Source organism: Mesorhizobium sp. WSM4844, assembly GCF_055811775.1.
On sequence record NZ_JBVVQB010000022.1, the window covers coordinates 23640 to 43042 of the forward strand.

Below are 19403 nucleotides of genomic sequence, written 5' to 3' on the forward strand. Positions count from 1 at the left end.
CGAATACTGCTGAAACGGCAGCGGACCTCAACATCAGCGAGTACAGCCCGCCAGATATTAGACCATGCTAAATGACGGCTGCGGGTGGACTGCGGAAGTTCGGCTGTATCGGCCGTTGAGACCGGAATGTGGCCAACAGCGGCCATCGCGCCAAAGGCGCCCCCAAAATTCTCAAGCGGCCAGCCTCACATTTCACCGCGGATCCGTGTGGAGGCGCTATTCGGCTAGCCCCGTCGCTGAGCCGGATGCCGACGCTCGTGCGGCACGCCGCCTCATGTGCTCTCGAAACAGAGTTCGAAGATCTCGAAAGTTCTCGAAGCCGAGGAAGCCAGCGAGCCGGACCACGGTCGTCGGTGACACCGAACAGGCAAGTGCCACCGAATTGGAGCTACCAAAGGCGATTAGTTCCGGCGTGACGAGGGCGCAGCGGACAACCCGTTCAAGCTGATCTGGGAATTCGAGCTGTCTCGAGGCGATCATCGACTTCAGTTCCGAAAGACTGCTTGGTGGTGCATCTTCATTCAGGCCTCGCATTCTCTACTGTTCTCCAGATGTGAGCGGCAATTACGGATGTCCATGTGAATTCGGGCGCACCGTCGTTCGACCCTCAAATTGCCTGCGGCTTGAAGTCACTCGGCGCGACGGGCATCACCGCCTTGAGCAGCGCAACGGATTTCTCCAACCCCTCGAGGCTATTGAGCAACACGTCCTCGTGCTCGATCGACAACCAGCCATCATAGTCTGCCATCTTCAGCCGATAGCAAAACTGTCGCCACCACTCCTCGCCGTGGCCGAAACCGAGGGTGATGTAGGACCAGCTTCGCGCCGGAATGTCCATCAGCGAACCATTCTCGAGGAGCGAAGTTGTCGCTTGAACAGGCGCGTTGAGCATCGTGTCCTTGGCATGGACGTGATAGACGGCCTCGCCGAGTGCTTCGGCGGCGACGAGGGGATCCGCCCCCATCCAGAACAGATGCGATGGATCGAGATTGGCGCCGACAATCGGGCCGACGGCCGCCCGGAGCTTCAGAAGCGAGGGAACGTTGTAGACGCACTGGTTGCCGTGAAGCTCGAGCGCGATGCGTTCGACACCGCAGTCTTTCGCGAGAACGACGATCTCGGCCCAGAAGGGTAGGAGCTTTTCCTCCCACTGGTAACGCAAGATCTCTTGCGTTTCCGGCGGCCAGGAAGAGACGACCCAGTTCGGCATCAGATCGCCGTTACGTCCTGCCGGCAGTCCGGACATGGTGCAGACGGTCTTGATCCCCATCTCGCCGGCGATGCGGATCGTGTCCTTGAGGCACTCGCCCTGCTCGGGTTGGGTTGGATGCAAGGGATTGCCGTTGGCGTTCAGCGCAATGATCTCGAGCCCGCGGGTTTCGAAGGCGCGAGTGAAGGCGCGGCGAGCATCGGCGCTTGCCTTCATCGTCTTCAGGTCGAAGTGGGGAGCTGTCGACCAGCCGCCCGTGTTGACCTCCACGCCCGAGACTCCAAGGCGCGCGGCGCTGTCGAGAAGCGCATCGAAGGTCATTCCGCCGAGGCTGTCGGAAACGAAGCCGAGTTTCATCTCTTTTATCCTTTAATGTTTGTAGAGAGACGGCTTTTTCGGTCTCGCAAGGGTGACGCGCGCGCCCTTCTGAAGGGCTTCGACGGCCGCTTCCGCAACGCGCGCTGCGCAGTAGCCGTCCCAAGCGTCCGCCGCGATTGGAGGGAATTCCCCGGTTCGGACGAAATTGAGAAAGGCCTTGTTCTGAAGCCGATAGGCTTCCGCAAATCGCGGCCTCCAGTCCGGCGCATAAAGCTCGTAGGACATGAGCCGGCCGTTCTGTCGCGTATGGATCGGCGCGTTGAGAAAGACTGACCCCTTTTCGCCGACGAGCTCACCGCGGACGTCATAGCCGTAGGCGGCGTTGTTGTTGATTTCGATGTTGACCAACTGGCCCTTGTCGGTCTCCAGGACCATGAAGACCGGCGCTCCCGTCCTGGAAGCGTCTATCCCGGCTGGCTGGAAGACGGAGATCGCCTTGTAATCGGCGCCGAGGACGAACCGGGCGACATCGAACTCGTGGGGGGCAGAGTTGGTGATAGCCATCTGGCCCGTGAAGTTTGCAGGCGCTTCCACGTTCCGGTGGAAATTGTGCATCATGATCGCGGCCCCGAGCGAGCCGTCGTCCAAGGCCGCTTTCATGTCTCGATAGGACGGGTCGAAGCGGCGCATGAAGCCCAGTTGGACGAACTGCCGGCCGCGGGACACTTCCGCCTCGATGACGTCCTGGCACTCCTTCGAGCTTTGCGAGAGTGGCTTCTCGCAAAGGACGGGTTTTCCGGCTTCGATGGCTGCTAGTGCAAGCGGCGCATGGGTTTCGTCGGGGCTGGCAATCAGAATGGCATCAACGTCACCGCGTCTTATGGTGGCAAGCGGATCGTCCGAGGCGTCACCTGCCCCGTATTCGTCGGCCGCCTTGCGCGCACGCTCCTGCGAGGCGTCGCACACAACCTGCAGCGAGACTCCCGGAAGATCTTCGGCGACAATGCGGGCGTGGTCGGCCCCCATGATACCCGCGCCTATGATCGCTATTCTGACAGACATTTTGGATCCTTTACTTGCGAAGCGCCCATTGCCGCAGCGATCGGTCGCCGTAGGCGGCGAGTACCACAATCAGACCAAGGACGAGGATGAACCATTGTGGACGGACGCCTGTGACCACGAGATAGGATTGAATGGAGGACAGAACGAAGGCCCCCATCAGTGCACCTGGCAGCGAGATCCTGCCGCCGGCGAGCAGGCAGCCGCCAAGCACGCAGGAAGCAATCGCCTGCAGTTCCATCAGGCGCCCCATCGAGCCGTCTGCGAAGCCAAGCTTGCCGGCCTCGAGCGTGCCAGCGAAACCCGCCAACATGCCGCACAGGACAAAAGCGGACAGTTTGATCCGATCAACGCGAACGCCACGCGAATGCGCGCTTTCGGCAGACTCGCCAACGGCGAGTAGGCGGTTGCCGAAAGGCGTTGCTTTCAACGCCACCAGGAGAATAACGGTCAAGGTCATGAGCCAGTAGAGCGCGGTGTTAAAGCCCAGGAAGTCACCGCCGCCGAGGACGAAGTAGGTCCAGCCCTTGCGCGCTGCATAGGGAATAGAGAATGAAAATCCCTCGGTCAGAGCGATGGCGATGCCGCGGAAGATCATCAGCGTCCCAAGCGTGATGATGAGGGATGGCGTGCCGGTTCGGGTTACCAGCAAGCCGTTGAACAGTCCGATCGCGGCGCCGGCCAACACCGCAGCAACTGCCGCGATCGACGGGTCAACCTGAGCCGCAAGCCAGAGGTAGGCTAGCGCGCCTATGCCGAAGGTCGAACCGACCGAGATGTCGATCTCGCCCGTCCCGATCACCAGAGCGACGCCGAGACTCATCAAACCCAGCGTTGCCGTCACCTGCAGGATGGTGCCGATATTGTAGAGATTGGCCCATCGACCGTCCGATGTTGAGGCGAAGATGACGATCAGAACGACGCCGATCAGGAAGATCCCGATCTCCGCGTGACGCCGAATGAGAGGCTTGGCGGAGGAGAGAGCCATCAGACCGCCTCCCGCTTTTCCACGACGCGCCCGCCCCGGCGGATAACCTCTTCGAGTTCTTCCGCCGTCATGGAATCCGTCGTTGCGTCCGCGACCTTTTCGCCATTCTCCATGATCACAATTCGATCGGCGAGCTTGTGCACCTGGAAGATGTCGTGGGTAATGTAGATGACGAGCAGGCCCTGCTCCTTGAGCTGGACGGCGAGCTCGTTGACGTGCTCGCGTTCGCGTACCGACAGATGGTTGGTCGGCTCGTCCATGATGACGACCCTGTTCTTGAATTCGACCGCGCGACCGATCTTCACGGACTGACGTTCTCCGCCTGACAGGCGTTCCACCTCGTCGTCCGCGGAGACATTTGCACGCAAGCCGAATTGCCGGATCACGCGTGTAGACTTCTCTCGCATCTTGCCCATATCGAGGAAGGGGATGCCGAGAACACGCTTGACCGGCTCGCGTCCAAGATAGAAATTGCGCGCGATCGACAGGTTGTCGCAGAGGCCGACGGACTGCTGGATCGTCTCGATCCCTTGGTCGATCGCGAGCTTCGGGTGAAACTTCTCCACCTTTTTGCCATCGAAAAAGACTTCGCCCGACGTCGGGGCGTAAATGCCGCAAAGGACGCGGATCAGCGTTGTCTTGCCGGCACCGTTATCGCCGACCAGGCCAATCATCTCGCCGGCGTGAAAGTCCACCGAGACGTTCTTGAGGGCGTGGAAAGCGCCGAAGTGGAGATCAAGGTTCTTGACCTGAATGAGGGCGTTGCTGTTCGCCATTTGATGTCCTCCCGCGTCAAACGCTGTGTCCGAGGAAACGGGCCAGTTTCTGATTGAAGATGACCGCCACGATGAGCACGACACCGACGAAGGTGATGTACCAGGACGAGGGCGCGCCAAGAGCGATGAGTTCGTAGCGGAAGCTGACGACGATGAGAGCTCCGAGTACGGCTCCAATGATCGAGCCGCGTCCGCCAGTCAGCAGGCAGCCGCCGATGACCGCGGCAGAAATGGCCTCGAGCTCCATGTTCTCGCCGAGCGTGACATGGGTTTGCGGCTGGTTGCATAGGGTCAGGATGCCGGCGAATCCGGCGAGCAGCGAGCAAAGGACGAAGGCCCAGATCTTCACTCGGTCGGTGCGGACGCCGCGCGATTCCGCGCTTTCACGGCTTCCCCCGGTGGCCAGAAGGCGATTTCCGAAGGGTGTGGCCCAGAGGACGATACCAAGAACGGCCGCGGCCACGGCAAGCCAGAATATGGCCGCTTCGACACCGAACAGTTCGCCGCCGAACAGACGGGTCACCGGATGGATGCGTGCATCGGCTGAGAAATTGTGGACCGAGCCACCCGTCCAGACATAGATGATCCCGCGGACCGCGAAGAGTCCGCCGAGCGTCACGATCATCGACGGCAAGTGCCCCTTGACGACGGCAAGCGCCTGAAGAAGGCCGACGAAGGCGGCCATGACCAGCGCTACAACGAGCGATCCGGGCACGCCGAAACTCGGTTCCAGCGTGATGAAGGCAACGCCAGCCAGTCCGTAAACGGAGCCGACGGACAGGTCGATTTCCTTCGTCATGATGACAAAGGCCTGGCCCATGGCGACGAAGGACAGGATGGCTGTGAACTGCGTGACATTGGTGATGGTCTGGGCGGTCCACCAGCCGGAAAAGTCGATCAGGGAAAACACGACAAGCATGACGACGACGCCGATGATCGCGCCGAAGCCCTGGCCTCGCACAAGCTGTTTCATGACACTCTGCTCGCTGGTTTCATGTGCGACATCAGGCGCACAAATGAGTCGGGGCAGCCGGCGCTCCTCGTCGCAGCCGGCCGCCCCTCCGGGAGGAACCCTTACCAGGTGTTCTGCTCGTCGTAGGCCTTGTCGCCAAAGACACCGCGAACCAGTTCGGCCCACTTGTCGGCGTTATCCTTGTTGATAATCACGGGACCGGTCAGGATATTCGACTGCGGCGCGTAACCGAACTCCTTGTTCCAGTAGAGCCATTCCATCGGCGCGTAACCCTGCAGCCAGAAGCCCTGGCTGTTCGTCGCCAGCACATGTCCGGCGCGCACGCCCTCGATCGAAACCGGACCCTCGTCAACCGTCAGGACAGTCACACCCTTGTCGTCGACATCCGGGTCGAGCTTCATCTCATTGGCGACACCCCATGCCCAGGGTGAAGACCAGCCAGCAACCGTGAAGATGTAATTGGTGTCCGGGTTGGCCTGCAGGAAGGACTGCAAGGTATTGCGTGCCGTCGCCGGTTCGGCGCCAATAAACAGTTCATCGACCTTGGCGCCGGCCTTCTCCATTGCGTCCTTCATTCCGGCGCAACGAGCCTTGAGACCCTGGTGGGCGGAGTCATGGCTTGCACAGACGATATGGGTCGGTTTCGGGATTTCGCCGGCTTCGGCCTTTTCGAGCGCGTATTCGCCGAGCTTCTTGCCTGTGAGATATTCGTCGCCGCCAACATAAGTCAGGTAGGGAATGCGCTCGCCCTCAGGCCGGCCGTCCGGAATATTGAAGGCAACGACCGGAATGCCGGCTTCGATAGCCTTGCGCAGCGGTCCTTCGAAGGCATCGGAACTGACGATCGGGACAGCAATGCCATCGGGCTGGGTCGAGATAGCCTGCTCGAGAAGGCGAACGTGTTCCTGGACCGAATAGTTGTTGGTGGAGATGTATTCGGTTTTGACGTTCGGATATTTCTTCTCGAACTCCTCCATCGACTTCGTCAGCCAACCCATGTTCGGATCGTTCGATCCGATGTGAGAGACCATGACGAAGCGATATTGCTTTTCGCCGTCCTGCGCATGGGCGGTGCCGCCGAATGCGGTGGCGGCCATCAAGGCAGAAAGCAGAATTGAATTTCCGAATTTCATGGGGTTCCTCCTCCGTTAACGATGTGATTATCTGGATTGAAATCACATCAGACAAGGAAGATGGAGGCCATTTTATGATGCGAAATACATCATAATGCCCATGCAACACAACAATGGGGCAAGCCGTTCAAAAATTTGGCGTTGCGATGAGTAATGACTTCCGAGATGATGTTTTCACCATCAGTTTTTAAGCGGAAACTGGAGAAAGCTGTGATCGATCACCTGCAAAATCGGACATGGAAAGGCCCCAAGGTCCAGGAAATTGCCAAGCTCGCAGGAGTCGGTCCTGCGACGGTCGACAGGGTCCTTAACAACCGCAGCGGTGTCCGAGAACGAACGAGAGCCCGCGTCCTGGGGGCGGTCGAAAAGCTGAAAAACGAAAGCGCGGACCGCGACATCCCTTTGCATATTCGTCTATTTTGTGACTCCGGCGAAACATTCAATGCAGCAATGACGGCCGCTGTAACCGAGGTCAACCGAACCCTTGCCGGCATCGAGATTGAGGGAGATTACCTAACCACCAGCGAAGTCGAGCCTTCATCGTTTGCGCGCCGGATTGAGCAGCAAGGTAACGCCGCGGATGGTGTCGTAGTCATCGCTCGCGAGCATCCGGCGATCAACCGCGCGATACGCAAGCTTCGGTCCATTGAAATTCCCGTCATCTGCCTGACGACCGATCTGCCGAGTTCCCGTCGCAGCGCTTATATTGGCAATGATCAGTACGCCGCTGGCAGCGTGGCGGCGCTTCTGATCGGCAATGCTCTCCCAAAGGAACGTAGCAATATTCTGATCGTCATGAGCGTGGCGTTCCGCTGCAAGCAAGAGCGTGAGATGGGCTTCCGGAGGGTGCTCCGTTCCGACTTTTCATATTTGAAGATCGAGGAACGTGTGATTTCTGACGACAGGCCGGAGAGCACTTGTGAGCAGTTAACCCGCTATTTCGAGGCACATGGTTACCCGGCCGCGATCTACAATGTCGCCGGCGCCAACCGCGGCGTGGCAAAGGCACTGGAGGACGCCGGAAAGGCCCGCGACACGGTCTTCGTCGGCCACGAATTGACCAACCACTCACGAAACCTCCTGGAATCCGGCGTCATGGACTATGTCATTTCACATGACTTCAGTGGCGAGCTGACGGCGGCCGCCAAATGGATCCGTGACAACGTCAACGGCGTAACGGTCGAGCCGTCCTATTCGCAGATCCTGGTGCACACCCGATACAATTGCGGTCTGTGACGAAAAAGCCCCCAGTCATGGCGGAAATCTGGGCAGGGGGTGGAATCGCCTTTCAGCCGCGCATCGCCTGAGGGAACGTATCCGAAGAACTCCAATCGAGCCACTCATGGCATCTGCCTTCGCTGACCGTTTTGGGTCGCGAGTTGCCGTTTCCGGCTAGCTAGAAACTCGCCCGTTCAATGGACGGGCGGACATGCCGCTGTCATGTGCGAATTAATGTAACACAACGTTAAGACTGACGGCTCGCCGGACCCCCGAAAAGACCCGGCCTCGCCGGCAATGCCAAATGCGATGTCGATCCACCGCATGATCCGACAAGGCCGCCACCAACTGGCGCAGCCAACGGCGGGACTGCGGAATTGGCTGTCGTGAACGCGTTCGTCCCAAACGGTTGCCAAATCCATGGTAGTGTGATTATACCAGTTACTAAGGTGACGATCGGCAGGGCCATCGTTGGAGATCAGGAGGACGGCTAGATGACAACGATTGCGCTGTTTGGTGCCGGCGGCAAAATGGGTTACCGCCTGTCGACCAATTTTCGTGGCTCTCCCTACATCCTACGCCATGTCGAGGTCAGCGACGCCGGCCGCGAGCGGCTGAAGACCGGGCTGGGCATCGACGCGGTCAGCGCCGATGAAGCCCTGAACGGCGCCGAGGTGGTGATCCTGGCGGTTCCCGACACGCATGTCGGCAAGGTCGCTGCCAGCATCGAGGGCAAGCTTGCGTCCGGCACCATGGTGGTCGTGCTCGACGCCGCAGCGCCTTTCGCCGGTCATTTGCCGAAGCGGCCGGACCTGACCTATTTCGTCACCCATCCCTGCCATCCGCCGATCTTCAACGACGAGACCGACATGGCGGCCAAGAAGGACTATTTCGGCGGCGTCAAGGCCAAGCAGCATATGGTCAGCGCGCTGATGCAGGGACCGGAAGAGGATTTCGCCAAGGGCGAAGCGATCGCCAAGATCATCTGGGCACCGGTGATGCGGTCGCATCGCGTCACGGTCGACCAGATGGCGCTGCTTGAGCCGGGCCTTTCGGAGACCGTCTGCGCTTCGCTGCTGGTCGTCATGAAGGAAGCGGTCGACGAGGTCGTTGCGCGCGGGGTCGACCAGCAGGCCGCGCTCGACTTCCTGCTTGGCCACATGAATGTGCTCGGCGCCGTCATCTTCGGCGAGACCAAGGGCGTGTTCTCCGACGCCTGCAACAAGGCCATCGAGTTCGGCAAGCCGGTGCTGATGCGCGACGACTGGAAGCGGGTCTTCGAGCCGGAAGAGATTGCAGCGAGCATCCAGCGCATCACCTGAAGGCGGAAGCCGCCTTTCCTTCTCCTCTCGTAGGAGAAGGTACAGGCGCGTCCTATGTCACCGCGGTGACCCTGCCCGCCGCATCGAGGCGACAGCCGACTCGCGCCTGCCGAACCTCGACGCCGCCTTGTCTTGCATAGTGTATGCGCACCTCGATCGGCGCCGTGAGTGCGCCCCGAAATTGCTGCAACGGGCCCGCGCTTACCGCGTGAACAAGCACGGCGCCAAGCGGCGTCGCGGCCGACGCGATCGCCGTGCGGCAGGCGCGCACCACAGCTGGTGGGATACCGGGTTTGGCGTTCAGTGGCGCCATAAACGGATAGCCGTAGGTGATCCGCGCCGACGTGTTGCGACCAGTTCCGGAAGGCCTGAGCTTGCGTGGCAGGATGGCGAATTGACTCGCAGCCTTGGCCTTGGTGGTGGCTGGCGTGATGCCGGCATTGCTGCTCGCGGCTTGCCCAGCGCCCAGCGCCGGGTTGCCTGGCTTACCTCCTGGAGCGGTGCCCGATGCGGACGAAGGGTCGCCCACCCCGACACCTGTCGACAGGCCGCCGCTTGCGCCGCCGAGGTTGCCGCTGACGCCAAGTCCGGCACCGAGCGATCCCTTGCCCGCGCCGAGCGATCCGCCAAGGCTTGCTCCCCCTACTCCGTCGACGCTCGAGCCGCCCGCCACCGAGGCGCCTTTCGGGCCGGCGCTAAGGCCAGCACCGACCCCGACACCGCCAAGTTTGCCGCCAAGCCCCGCCTCAAGAGCCGAGGCAGGGCAAATTGCGATCGCGACGGTCAATGCGGCTGCGACGTATTTGTTCATCACCATATTCCTCCTGCGGCATGGATTCGGCCCACCGAAATGCCCTTCACGATCAGCCTCGCTAGGGAGCGCCGAGCTTCGGCGGTCGCGTCGGGAGCAACGCGTCGGGAAGCGCGATGGTCGCCACCAGAACAGGTCGCGTTGGTTTTTTGGCCTTCACTTTGTGGTTTTCCCGCAACCCCGATTGACGGGCTGGTCGCGAGCGCACGGACACATCTGCACGCGAAGCTGCGACGGCACGCGTTTTCGGAACGCGGTTGATACGCTCGCTGCGACGCTCATCCCGGGCCTTTTCAACGTCAATCGCCTTTCGAGCGGCGCCGAGCTCGCGGGCCAGGCCGACGGCCTTGTTGCGCTCTTGCTCCAACGCCACGCTCAGCTCCATCGAGACGCGGCTCGCTTCCTGCCTTGCCGCGTCGCGTTCCCGCCGGGCGCTGTCGCGATCACGAGCAGCTGAATCTGCCCGTTCGCGCTCCAGTTCGAATGCGTCGCCAGCTCGCTTCAAAGCCGCCTCGGCCACCTGTCGTTCCCTGATGGCGTCGGTGCGCGCAGCAGCAGCCAGATCCGCGCTTGTCCTAAGCGCGTCGATGGTCTGGCGCGCCGCGGTGAGTTCGCGTTCGAAGCGCTCAGCCTTGTGCCGCTCCTCATCCAGCGCTCGCTGCGCCTCTGCCACAGAGGCCGCCATGGAGTGACGCGCTTCAAGCATGGCGGCCTTCTCGTGATCGGCGAGAATGGCTTTGGCCTTCAAGCCTTTCACTTGGCTTTGCGCCACTTCCAGATCGAGCGCGAGCTCTTCGGCCCATCGCCGCTGCTGTTTTAGCGCCTGTCCTTGTTCAGCCATCATGTCGGCTACCGCACGCGCCTGCGCACTGGCATCGCGGGCGCCGCGCTGCATCACGGCCAGTTCGGCTCGCGCCGCCGCCAAATCGCGGCCGTCATGGTCAGCGCGAGCTGGGTCACCGCGAGCCGGCTGCACGCTCTTCCTGAGCGCGTCGACTTCCCTCAGCGCCGCAAAGAGCTTTTGTTCCAGCGTACCACGGTTAATCCGCACCGCATCGAGTTCCCGCACCAAGGCGTCGGCCCGTTGACGGGCCGTCGCAAGGTTCTGATTGTGTCGGGCGGCATCGTTGCGAGCAGTCCGGCGAGCCGCAAGTGCTTCCGCGCGCGCTGCCGCAATTTCCATACGAGCGGCGGCTAGCTCATTCAGCAATGCCCCTTGCAGATTTTGCCGCTGCTCCGCAGCAGGCTGCCGAGGTGTGTGGGAACCGCGCACGCCCGGCTGCGCCTCGGCCTGGCCGTTCTCGACACTGGCGCGTTGCGAAGCCACGGCCGAAGAGCCGTCGCTGGCTGCGTCCGCCGGCGGTTCGGGCGCTTCTTGTTTAACCTCCACCGAAGCCGTGAGGTCGGAAGGCGAACTTTGTATCAGTTTGACGGTTATGTCAGCCCGTTCCTGACGGCCGCTCCTGGCTTGCAAGCGATCGGAAATCAGCTTTGCCAATTCCTCCTCACGCAGACCTGCCGCGGCAATGCTGCCGATCAAGGGAAGGTCAAGCGTGCCAGTCGAGTCGATGGTGAAACTATGGTTGAGCTGCAGCGCCTCCAGAACGCCGTCGCGCAAGGCAGTCCATTGCCAAACGTGCAGTTCGATCGTGTCTCGCGGAGCAAGTCTGTCGTCAGCCTGCGGCCGACCGTGTGCCGCAGATCCCAGCAGCAGGATGATACACAACGAAATGAGGCACAGCACGGCGCTGCAGCTGCTGCCGCGCATGCCACGCAATGAAGCCGAATGCCGTCGGTCAGCAAAGCTTGGCGCGGGGCTGCAGGATGGCGGCCTGAAACTCTGCACAAAAGTCATAGCTGAACCTCACCGGCAACGCGACCCTTGCCGCGAACGGATTTTTTAGAAAAACCGCGCGCAGGCTGGGGCCGCGGAGAAATTCCACAACCAGTAGGCGATACTAGCAAAGCCTGCGCGTAGCGCTGAGCACCGAATAAGGCTTAGGAATGTCTCCTCCTTACTTACTTATTGCGCCCTCGCCCGCGTATCATACCGCTTAAGGTGGTGGTTCTCCGACCTGGCCAGATGCAGGCGCATCGCAGGGAACGAAGTATCGCTCTTGGTGGGATGACTCTCCGGTGGCGCTTTCTGCTCATCAGATACATATCATCTGAATTTGTGGTTGACTCATTATACCAGTTGGCTTAGCTGTTGGATTGGCTTTGGCCAGCCGAGGCCGGGCTGAAAATTGGGCAGGCGGCAGGTGGAGGGGCAGGCTGAAGACGGAACCGAACCGGATGATCCGCCCAGGTGAGCCGGCAAATGACCCGGTCCCGCGACACCGGATGCGATCCGCCTGACAAACTGGAATGCATTTCAGCCTGGGCCGCGGAAGCACAGGCTTTTTCAAATGGGAGGAAATCATGAAACTCACTCGCAGAATGACATTTGCGGCTTTTGCCGGCATGCTGGCGCTGGGCACCGCGGCACCCGCCTACGCGGCGGATCTCATTGCCATCATCACGCCCTCGCACGACAACCCATTCTTCAAGGCCGAAGCCGTCGGCGCGGAAGCCAAGGCCAAGGAACTCGGCTATGAAACGCTGGTGCTAGTCCATGACGACGACGCCAACAAGCAGTCCGAGCTGATCGACACGGCGATCGGCCGCGGCGCCAAGGCGATCATCCTCGACAATGCCGGCGCCGACGCCTCGGTCGCCGCCGTGCAGAAGGCCAAGGACGCGGGCGTTCCGTCGTTCCTGATCGATCGCGAGATCAACGCCACCGGCGTCGCCGTCGCGCAGATCGTCTCCAACAACTACCAGGGCGCCCAGCTCGGCGCGCAGGAGTTCGTCAAGCTGATGGGCGAGAAGGGCAATTACGTCGAGCTGGTCGGCAAGGAATCCGACACCAATGCCGGCATCCGCTCCAAGGGCTATCACGACGTCATCGACGACTATCCGGATCTGAAGATGGTGGCGCAGCAATCGGCCAACTGGAGCCAGACCGAGGCCTATGCCAAGATGGAATCGATCCTCCAGGCCAACCCGGACATCAAGGGCGTGATCTCCGGCAACGATACGATGGCGATGGGCGCCCATGCCGCCCTTGCCGCCGCCGGCCGCAAGGACGTCATCGTCGTCGGCTTCGACGGATCGAATGACGTGCGCGACTCGATCGCCTCTGGCGGCATCAAGGCCACGGTCCTGCAACCGGCCTATGCGCAGGCGCAGATGGCGGTCGAGCAGGCCAACGACTTCATCAAGAACAAGAAGTCTCCGGCCGAGGAAAAGCAGCTGATGGACTGCGTCCTGATCAATGGCGACAATGCCGCCAAGCTGGAAACCTTCGCGCTGACCAACTGAGCCGGTGTGACATCAATCGCAAGGGACGAGCTTCCGGCTCGTCCCTTGCTTCCATTTCCCGGGTGCCTGACCGCCATGCCGAACAAGCCGACATGTTGAACAAGCTGACTTGGGCGACCGTTGCCGTGATATTTGGCATCAGCCTGACTGCCTGCAAGATCCTGCCGACACCGTCCGCGGAAGATGGCGGCAATGCACCGGCCTTCAATGCGGACAAGATGGTCGGCGATATCTGGGCTGCCAAAATGCTGCCCTATCTCCAGCAGAAGGCCGGATCGTTTCCCGAGGTTCACGCCCTGGCGAAAGCCGATCCTGCGGCTGCCGGCGCCAAGTATGGCAATCCGAAGAAGCAGGCGAATTCGCCGTGGACCTTCGCGGTTCGCCTCGAAGGCAAGATTGTTGCGGCGAACACACAGTCACGCGCGGCAACCATGGATGTCGATGCCGACGGTGACGGCAAGGCGGATGCACGGGTGCAGATCGGACCCGCGATGCGTGGCACCGCGCTGCGCGACAGCCTCGACTTCATCCAGTTCAACGATTTCACCAATCAGATCGACTTCGCCCAGTTCGGCAAGGCGTTCAACATCCATGCCGACAAGACGGTGCTCTCCAAGCTGCCGCGCGAAGCGCTGGAGGGCCGCAGCGCCAGGGTCGTCGGCGCTTATGTCATGGGCAGCGGCCAGGACTTGCCGCTGGTGACCCCGGCGGAGGCAGAGGTGGGGCCGAAGCCATGACTGCCGCCGGCGATCATGATGTCATCCTGAAGCTGGAAGACGTCTCCAAGGTCTATTCGGGGACAGTCGCGGTCAAGCGCGCGAATTTCGAAGTGCGCAAGGGCGCGGTCAACGTGCTGGTCGGCGAAAACGGCGCCGGCAAATCGACGCTGATGAAGATCATCGCCGGCGTCGAACAGCCGACGCTCGGCCGCATCCTCCTGGAGGGCGAAGAGGTCTCCTTCTCCTCATCCGGCGACGCGGTGAACCGCGGCATCGGCATGGTGTTCCAGGAGCTGAACCTGTTCGGCAATCTGAGCGTCGCCGAAAACATATTTGCCACCCGCGAGATCAGCAACCGGTTCCGCAAGATCGACAGCCGGGAACAGGAGCGCCGCGCGGCGGAATTTCTCGAGCGCCTGCAGGCCGGCATCCGGCCGGACATGCTGGTCGAGGATTTGCGCATCGGCCAGCAGCAACTGGTCGAGATCGCCAAGGCGGTCTCGCTCGATGCGCGCATCCTGATCATGGACGAGCCGACCTCGGCGCTGAGTGCGGCGGAAGTCGAGATCCTGTTCAAGGTGATCGCCGACCTCAAGGCGCGCGGCGTGGCGATCGTCTACATCTCGCACCGGCTCGAGGAGCTGATCCGCATCGGCGACTACATCACCGTGCTGCGCGACGGCCGCATCACCGGCCAGGAGAGGATGAAAAACGTCGACACGCAATGGATCGTGCGGCAGATGATCGGCTCCGACGCCAAGGACTTCGCCAAGCCCGACGGCCATGTTCCGGGCGATGAGATCTTCCGCGCCGAGGATATCTGCCTGCCGCGCGTAACCGGGGGGCTTGCGGTCGATCATGTCTCGCTGTCGCTGCGTGCCGGCGAGATCCTCGGCATATACGGCCTGATGGGCGCCGGACGCAGCGAGCTGTTCGACTGCATCATGGGGCGCCACGGCCATGCCACCGGGGCGATCTTCATTGTCGGCAAGAAGGTCAGGGAACGCGACACCACGCGGCGCATCCGGCGCGGGCTGGCGCTGATCCCCGAGGATCGCCAGCGCGAAGGTCTGGTGTCGATCCTCTCGGTCGCCAGCAATCTGACTCTGGCCAGCCTGTCGCGGTTTGTCCGCCTGTTCCATATCAGCGGCGCCAAGGAGAACCAGGCGGTGACACAGATGGTGCGGGAACTGGCGATCAAGGTCGCCGATCCGGCGCAGGAGGTCTCGTCGCTGTCGGGCGGCAACCAGCAGAAGGTGGTGATCGGTAAGGCGCTGCTCACCGGACCGAAGGTGCTGTTGATGGACGAACCAAGCCGCGGCATCGATGTCGGCGCCAAGGCCGACGTCTTTCGCACCATGCGCAAACTGTCCCGCGACGGGCTGGGCATTCTGTTCGCCACCTCCGATCTCGACGAGGTGATGGCGCTGTCCGACCGCATCGCGGTGATGAGCAATGGAAAACTGACCGGCATGTTCGATCGCGCCGAGGCGACGGAGGCGGCACTTGTCGCCGCATCGGCGCTTGGCCACGGGCCGGTCCCGCACATGGAGAGCCACGCCCATGACTGACATCCCGGCCAAGGCTTCGGTTGCCTCCGCCTCGAGCGGGTCCGTGCTGCTGACGCTGATGAAGGCGAGGACGTTCATTGCGTTGATCGCCGTCCTGATCTTCTTCTCGATCGCGGCGCCGAATTTCCTGTCGGCCGCCAACCTGATCCTGATGTCGAAGCACGTCGCGCTGAACGCCTTCCTCGCCATGGGCATGACCTTCGTCATCATCACCGGCGGCATCGACCTCTCGGTCGGCTCGATTGTCGGCCTGTGCGGCATGGTCGCCGGCTATCTCGTGCTCAACGGCATCGACCTGCAGGTCGGCTACACGATCTATTTCAACGTCTTCGAGATCGCACTGATCACGCTGGCGGTCGGCATATTGATCGGCGCCGTCAATGGATTGCTGATCACCAGGCTGAATGTCGCGCCGTTCATCGCCACGCTCGGCGTGCTCTATGTCGCGCGCGGCCTGGCGCTGCTGTCGTCGGATGGCCGCACCTTTCCGAACCTCGTCGGCAAGCCCGATCTGGGCACGACGGGGTTCGGCTTCCTCGGCGCCGGCCGGCTGCTCGGCCTGCCGGTCTCGATATGGATTCTTGTCGTCGTGGCAGTTGGGGCGGCCTATCTCGCCAAATACACCCCGCTCGGCCGCCACATCTTCGCCGTCGGCGGCAACGAACGGGCGGCGCGGATTTCGGGCGTCAGGGTCAACATGGTGAAGATGTTCGTCTACATGTTCTCCGGCTTCTGCGCGGCGGTCGTCGGGCTGATCATCTCGTCCGAACTGATGGCCTCGCATCCGGCGACCGGCGAAAGCTTCGAGCTCAACGCCATCGCCGCGGCTGTGCTCGGCGGCACCTCGATGTCGGGTGGCCGCGGCACGATCGGCGGCACAATCGTCGGCGCCTTCGTCATCGGCATCCTTTCCGACGGGCTGGTGATGATGGGGGTGAGCTCGTTCTGGCAGATGGTGATCAAGGGCCTGGTCATCATCGTCGCCGTCGTCGTCGACCAGGCGCAGCGCCGGCTGCAGAGCCGGGTGACGCTGATGCAGATGGCAAAGGCGGGCTGACCCGTGGCGGAACTGCGAGGAGCGCTGATCGGCTGCGGCTTCTTTGCCGTCAACCAGATGCATGCCTGGCGCGACATCGACAGCGCCTCGATCGTCGCCATCTGCGACCGCGACCCGGAACGGCTCAAGGTGCTCGGCGACCAGTTCGGCATTGAGCGACGCTACACAGACGCGGCGGCACTGTTTGCCGGCGAAAGCCTGGATTTCGTCGATATCGCCACCACCGCGCCGAGCCATCGTTCGCTTGTCGAGATGGCGGCACAACACCGCGTTCCGGCGATCTGCCAAAAGCCGTTTGCGCCGACGCTTGCCGACGCCAAGGCCATGGTGAAGGCATGCAGCGATGCCGGCGTGGCGTTGATGGTGCATGAGAATTTTCGCTGGCAGTCGCCGATCCAGACGGTGCGCGCGGTGCTCGACAGCGGCGACATCGGCACGCCCTTCTTCGGCCGGATCTCGTTCCGCTCGGCCTATGACGTATTTTCCGGGCAGCCCTATCTGGCGACGGGAAAGCGCTTCATCATCGAAGACCTCGGCATCCACAGTCTCGACATAGCCCGCTTCCTACTGGGCGACGTTTCGACGATCACGACCCGAACCGCTCGCATCAACCCCAACATTGCCGGCGAGGACGTCGCTACCATGCTGATGGACCACAAGAGCGGTGCAACGTCCGTGGTCGACTGCAGCTATGCGACCAAGCTCGCGACCGAGCCGTTTCCGCAGACGCTGGTCGAGATCGACGGCAGCGACGGCACGATCCGGCTCGAGCAGAATTACCGGCTCACCGTCACCGGCAGGAACGGAACGGCGGTCAGCGACGTCTCGCCGCCGCTGCTGCCCTGGGCATCGCGGCCGTGGCACAACATCCAGGAAAGCGTCGTCGCCATCCAAAAGCACTGGGTCGCCTGCTTGGCGAGCAAAACCGAGCCGGCAACCTCGGGCGCCGACAATCTTAGGACCTTGGCGCTGGTCGAGGCCGCCTATGCCGGTGCTGCAAGCGGTGAACCGGTGCAACTCGACGCTTTGCTGAGATGACCGCGGATGCCTTCCTCCTCTATGGCACACACACGGTCGAAACCGAGCCAGTCAGCTTGCGCGCCGGCGCGCTCAGCGCCGACTTCGTCAACGGCAATCTGCGCACCATCCGCCATGGCGGCATTGAGGTGCTGCGCGCCATAGCCTATATCGTCAGGGATCGCGACTGGGGCACCTACGAGCCGGCGCTGACGGATTTGGTCATCGACCAGGGCGCCGACACTTTCACTGTCAGCTATTCGGCAAGCTGTGTCGGACCGGAGCGAAGCCGGCTCGACTTTCGCGCGACGATCAAAGGTTGCGCCGACGGCCAGCTGGTTTTCGACGTGAGCGCGCTTCCCGAAAACGCTTTCGAGACCAATCGCTGCGGCTTCTGCATCCTGCATCCGATCGCCGGCCTGGCCGGCAGCCCGGTCACTGTCGAGCACACCGACGGCAGCGTCGTCGCAACGAAACTTCCTGAGCTGATCGACCCCTGGCAGCCTTTCAAGGATCTGCGGGCGATCACGCATGAGGTCCGGCCCGGCGTCACCGCGGAATGCCGGATGGAAGGCGATGCGTTCGAGATGGAGGACCAGCGCAATTGGTCGGACGCGTCCTACAAGACCTATGTCCGGCCGCTGGCGCTGCCTTGGCCCTACATGCTGCCCGCCGGCCAGACTGTGCGCCAGACGATCAGGCTGCGTGTGACCGGGGACGGCAGGGTGCCGGCTGCCGCAGCAACCGCCGAGCCGGTCCGAGTCGAACTCGGCGAAACCGGACCGCTGCTGCCGGATATCGGCGTGATCATCTATCCGGACGAGGTCGAGACGGCGCTGGCAAACCTGCCGACACTGTCCGCGCTCGGCCCGCAGCAGCTGATGTTCCATTACGATCCAACGCGGGGCCATGGCCTCGACGCCTTGCAGTCCTTTGCCCGGCTCGCCGCAGCCTACCCGGTCGAGACCATGCTCGAATGCGTCGTTTCCTGCGTTGGCGATCTCGATGCCGAGCTCTCAGGCGTCGCCGGCATGGTGCGTCAGGCCGGGCTGAAACTCTCGGCTATTGCCGTCTCGCCTTCGGTCGACCGGCAGTCGACGCCGCCGGGCAGCGCATGGCCTCAATGTCCGCCGCTTGAAGATGTCTATGCCGCGGCACGCCGCGCCTTTCCCGACATCCGCCTCGGCGGTGGCATGTTCAGCTATTTCACCGAACTCAACCGCAAGCGCGTTCCCGCCGATCTGCTCGATTTCGTCAGCCACTGCACCTGCCCGATCGTGCACGCCGCCGACGATCTCAGCGTCATGCAATCGCTGGAGGCGCTGCCTTTCATCACCCAATCGGCGCGGGCGATCTTCGGAGCAAAACCCTACCGGATCGGCCCATCGACCATCGCCATGCGGCAGAACCCCTATGGCGGCGCGACCAAGGCCAATCCGCACCGTCAGCGCATCGCCATGGCCGACCGGGATCCGCGCCATGCCGGGCTGTTCGCGGCAGCATGGACGATCGGCTATGCCGCGCGGGTCGCGCCGGCCGGGCTGGAGATGCTCACGCTGTCCAGCTTCAGCGGACCGTTCGGCGTGCTGGGGGCATCCGGGGAACCCGTCGGCGAAGGTGAACCCCGGCCGATCTTCCAAGCCGTGCAGGGGCTTTGCGAACTGGCCGGCTTCAGGCAAGTGGCGGCGAGGACGAGCGATGAGACGCGGGTGCTCACGCTGGCCGGCCGTTCTGCCGCGGGCCAGACCGTCATGTGGCTGGCAAACCTGACGGCGAGCGAAGTGACGGTTGATATTTCCGGGTTCGAACGACGCCGCCTTGTGATGACGCCTTACGCGATCACCCGGATCGGGTGAATCAGCTGCCGG

Annotated in this window: 17 protein-coding genes; 8 read left to right on the plus strand and 9 right to left on the minus strand. The window is 62.2% G+C overall.

The window, feature by feature from the left end:
- Window positions 1–216: 216 nt before the first annotated feature.
- The 7 genes from AC0L2A_RS18510 to AC0L2A_RS18540 all read right to left on the minus strand — a co-directional run bounded on the left by AC0L2A_RS18510 (window position 217) and on the right by AC0L2A_RS18540 (window position 6457).
- Window positions 217–534 (minus strand): transcriptional regulator, encoded by a 318-nt coding sequence (locus AC0L2A_RS18510; RefSeq protein WP_473609980.1) that lies wholly within the window; start codon window positions 532–534, stop codon window positions 217–219.
- Between the two features lie 73 nt (window positions 535–607).
- The gene (locus AC0L2A_RS18515) at window positions 608–1567 is read right to left on the minus strand and encodes a sugar phosphate isomerase/epimerase family protein (protein WP_473609981.1); all 960 of its coding nucleotides are present in this window, start codon (window positions 1565–1567) and stop codon (window positions 608–610) included.
- 12 nt (window positions 1568–1579) lie between these two features.
- Window positions 1580–2590, minus strand: coding sequence for a Gfo/Idh/MocA family oxidoreductase (locus AC0L2A_RS18520; protein WP_473609983.1), 1011 nt, complete (start codon window positions 2588–2590; stop codon window positions 1580–1582).
- Between the two features lie 10 nt (window positions 2591–2600).
- Window positions 2601–3575, minus strand: coding sequence for an ABC transporter permease (locus AC0L2A_RS18525; protein WP_473609984.1), 975 nt, complete (start codon window positions 3573–3575; stop codon window positions 2601–2603).
- Window positions 3575–4351, minus strand: coding sequence for an ATP-binding cassette domain-containing protein (locus AC0L2A_RS18530; protein WP_473609985.1), 777 nt, complete (start codon window positions 4349–4351; stop codon window positions 3575–3577). Before AC0L2A_RS18530 ends, AC0L2A_RS18525 begins: the two co-directional genes overlap by 1 nt.
- A 16-nt stretch (window positions 4352–4367) precedes the next feature.
- Window positions 4368–5324, minus strand: coding sequence for an ABC transporter permease (locus tag AC0L2A_RS18535; RefSeq protein ID WP_473609986.1), 957 nt, complete (start codon window positions 5322–5324; stop codon window positions 4368–4370).
- Between the two features lie 101 nt (window positions 5325–5425).
- Window positions 5426–6457 carry a sugar ABC transporter substrate-binding protein gene (locus AC0L2A_RS18540; RefSeq protein WP_023801756.1) on the minus strand — a complete coding sequence of 344 codons (1032 nt, stop codon included), beginning with the start codon at window positions 6455–6457 and terminating at the stop codon, window positions 5426–5428.
- 153 nt (window positions 6458–6610) lie between these two features.
- Here AC0L2A_RS18540 and AC0L2A_RS18545 point away from each other — a divergent pair, with 153 nt between their 5' ends.
- Window positions 6611–7693 (plus strand): LacI family DNA-binding transcriptional regulator, encoded by a 1083-nt coding sequence (locus AC0L2A_RS18545; protein ID WP_473609988.1) that lies wholly within the window; start codon window positions 6611–6613, stop codon window positions 7691–7693.
- Window positions 7694–8169: 476 nt separating this feature from the next.
- Window positions 8170–8997 (plus strand): phosphogluconate dehydrogenase C-terminal domain-containing protein, encoded by an 828-nt coding sequence (locus AC0L2A_RS18550; RefSeq protein ID WP_473609989.1) that lies wholly within the window; start codon window positions 8170–8172, stop codon window positions 8995–8997.
- A gap of 52 nt (window positions 8998–9049) precedes the next feature.
- Here the strand turns inward: AC0L2A_RS18550 and AC0L2A_RS18555 are convergent, their stop codons facing one another.
- Both AC0L2A_RS18555 and AC0L2A_RS18560 read right to left on the minus strand, forming a co-directional pair.
- Entirely contained in the window at window positions 9050–9808 is a 759-nt protein-coding gene (locus AC0L2A_RS18555) for a hypothetical protein (protein WP_473609991.1), read from the minus strand.
- A 61-nt stretch (window positions 9809–9869) separates the two neighbouring features.
- Window positions 9870–11576: a polysaccharide biosynthesis/export family protein gene (locus AC0L2A_RS18560; protein WP_473609992.1), complete on the minus strand. Its 1707-nt coding sequence runs from the start codon at window positions 11574–11576 to the stop codon at window positions 9870–9872.
- A gap of 653 nt (window positions 11577–12229) precedes the next feature.
- Between AC0L2A_RS18560 and AC0L2A_RS18565 the strand changes: the two genes are divergently transcribed.
- The 6 genes from AC0L2A_RS18565 to apnL all read left to right on the plus strand — a co-directional run bounded on the left by AC0L2A_RS18565 (window position 12230) and on the right by apnL (window position 19391).
- Window positions 12230–13171 (plus strand): D-ribose ABC transporter substrate-binding protein, encoded by a 942-nt coding sequence (locus AC0L2A_RS18565; protein ID WP_031255363.1) that lies wholly within the window; start codon window positions 12230–12232, stop codon window positions 13169–13171.
- A gap of 92 nt (window positions 13172–13263) precedes the next feature.
- Window positions 13264–13908: a DUF2291 family protein gene (locus AC0L2A_RS18570; RefSeq protein ID WP_473514811.1), complete on the plus strand. Its 645-nt coding sequence runs from the start codon at window positions 13264–13266 to the stop codon at window positions 13906–13908.
- Window positions 13905–15461 (plus strand): sugar ABC transporter ATP-binding protein, encoded by a 1557-nt coding sequence (locus AC0L2A_RS18575; protein ID WP_473609993.1) that lies wholly within the window; start codon window positions 13905–13907, stop codon window positions 15459–15461. Before AC0L2A_RS18570 ends, AC0L2A_RS18575 begins: the two co-directional genes overlap by 4 nt.
- Window positions 15454–16518 (plus strand): ABC transporter permease, encoded by a 1065-nt coding sequence (locus AC0L2A_RS18580; protein WP_023800208.1) that lies wholly within the window; start codon window positions 15454–15456, stop codon window positions 16516–16518. Before AC0L2A_RS18575 ends, AC0L2A_RS18580 begins: the two co-directional genes overlap by 8 nt.
- A gap of 3 nt (window positions 16519–16521) precedes the next feature.
- The gene (locus tag AC0L2A_RS18585) at window positions 16522–17556 is read left to right on the plus strand and encodes a Gfo/Idh/MocA family protein (protein ID WP_473609995.1); all 1035 of its coding nucleotides are present in this window, start codon (window positions 16522–16524) and stop codon (window positions 17554–17556) included.
- The gene (apnL, locus tag AC0L2A_RS18590; protein ID WP_473609996.1) at window positions 17553–19391 is read left to right on the plus strand and encodes a D-apionate lactonase; all 1839 of its coding nucleotides are present in this window, start codon (window positions 17553–17555) and stop codon (window positions 19389–19391) included. The genes AC0L2A_RS18585 and apnL overlap by 4 nt, the downstream gene beginning before the upstream one ends.
- Window positions 19392–19403: the final 12 nt, after the last annotated feature.

Bases quoted from the DNA above. Each gene is read 5' to 3' on its own strand.
- AC0L2A_RS18565 (WP_031255363.1), top strand. From the start codon at position 12,230: ATGAAACTCACTCGCAGAATGACATTTGCGGCTTTTGCCGGCATGCTG.
- apnL (WP_473609996.1), top strand. From the start codon at position 17,553: ATGACCGCGGATGCCTTCCTCCTCTATGGCACACACACGGTCGAAACC.
- AC0L2A_RS18570 (WP_473514811.1), top strand. From the start codon at position 13,264: ATGTTGAACAAGCTGACTTGGGCGACCGTTGCCGTGATATTTGGCATC.
- AC0L2A_RS18545 (WP_473609988.1), top strand. From the start codon at position 6,611: ATGACTTCCGAGATGATGTTTTCACCATCAGTTTTTAAGCGGAAACTG.
- AC0L2A_RS18580 (WP_023800208.1), top strand. From the start codon at position 15,454: ATGACTGACATCCCGGCCAAGGCTTCGGTTGCCTCCGCCTCGAGCGGG.
- AC0L2A_RS18550 (WP_473609989.1), top strand. From the start codon at position 8,170: ATGACAACGATTGCGCTGTTTGGTGCCGGCGGCAAAATGGGTTACCGC.
- AC0L2A_RS18560 (WP_473609992.1), bottom strand. From the start codon at position 11,576: ATGCGCGGCAGCAGCTGCAGCGCCGTGCTGTGCCTCATTTCGTTGTGT.
- AC0L2A_RS18515 (WP_473609981.1), bottom strand. From the start codon at position 1,567: ATGAAACTCGGCTTCGTTTCCGACAGCCTCGGCGGAATGACCTTCGAT.
- AC0L2A_RS18555 (WP_473609991.1), bottom strand. From the start codon at position 9,808: ATGAACAAATACGTCGCAGCCGCATTGACCGTCGCGATCGCAATTTGC.
- AC0L2A_RS18575 (WP_473609993.1), top strand. From the start codon at position 13,905: ATGACTGCCGCCGGCGATCATGATGTCATCCTGAAGCTGGAAGACGTC.
- AC0L2A_RS18520 (WP_473609983.1), bottom strand. From the start codon at position 2,590: ATGTCTGTCAGAATAGCGATCATAGGCGCGGGTATCATGGGGGCCGAC.
- AC0L2A_RS18535 (WP_473609986.1), bottom strand. From the start codon at position 5,324: ATGAAACAGCTTGTGCGAGGCCAGGGCTTCGGCGCGATCATCGGCGTC.
- AC0L2A_RS18525 (WP_473609984.1), bottom strand. From the start codon at position 3,575: ATGGCTCTCTCCTCCGCCAAGCCTCTCATTCGGCGTCACGCGGAGATC.
- AC0L2A_RS18540 (WP_023801756.1), bottom strand. From the start codon at position 6,457: ATGAAATTCGGAAATTCAATTCTGCTTTCTGCCTTGATGGCCGCCACC.
- AC0L2A_RS18510 (WP_473609980.1), bottom strand. From the start codon at position 534: ATGCGAGGCCTGAATGAAGATGCACCACCAAGCAGTCTTTCGGAACTG.
- AC0L2A_RS18530 (WP_473609985.1), bottom strand. From the start codon at position 4,351: ATGGCGAACAGCAACGCCCTCATTCAGGTCAAGAACCTTGATCTCCAC.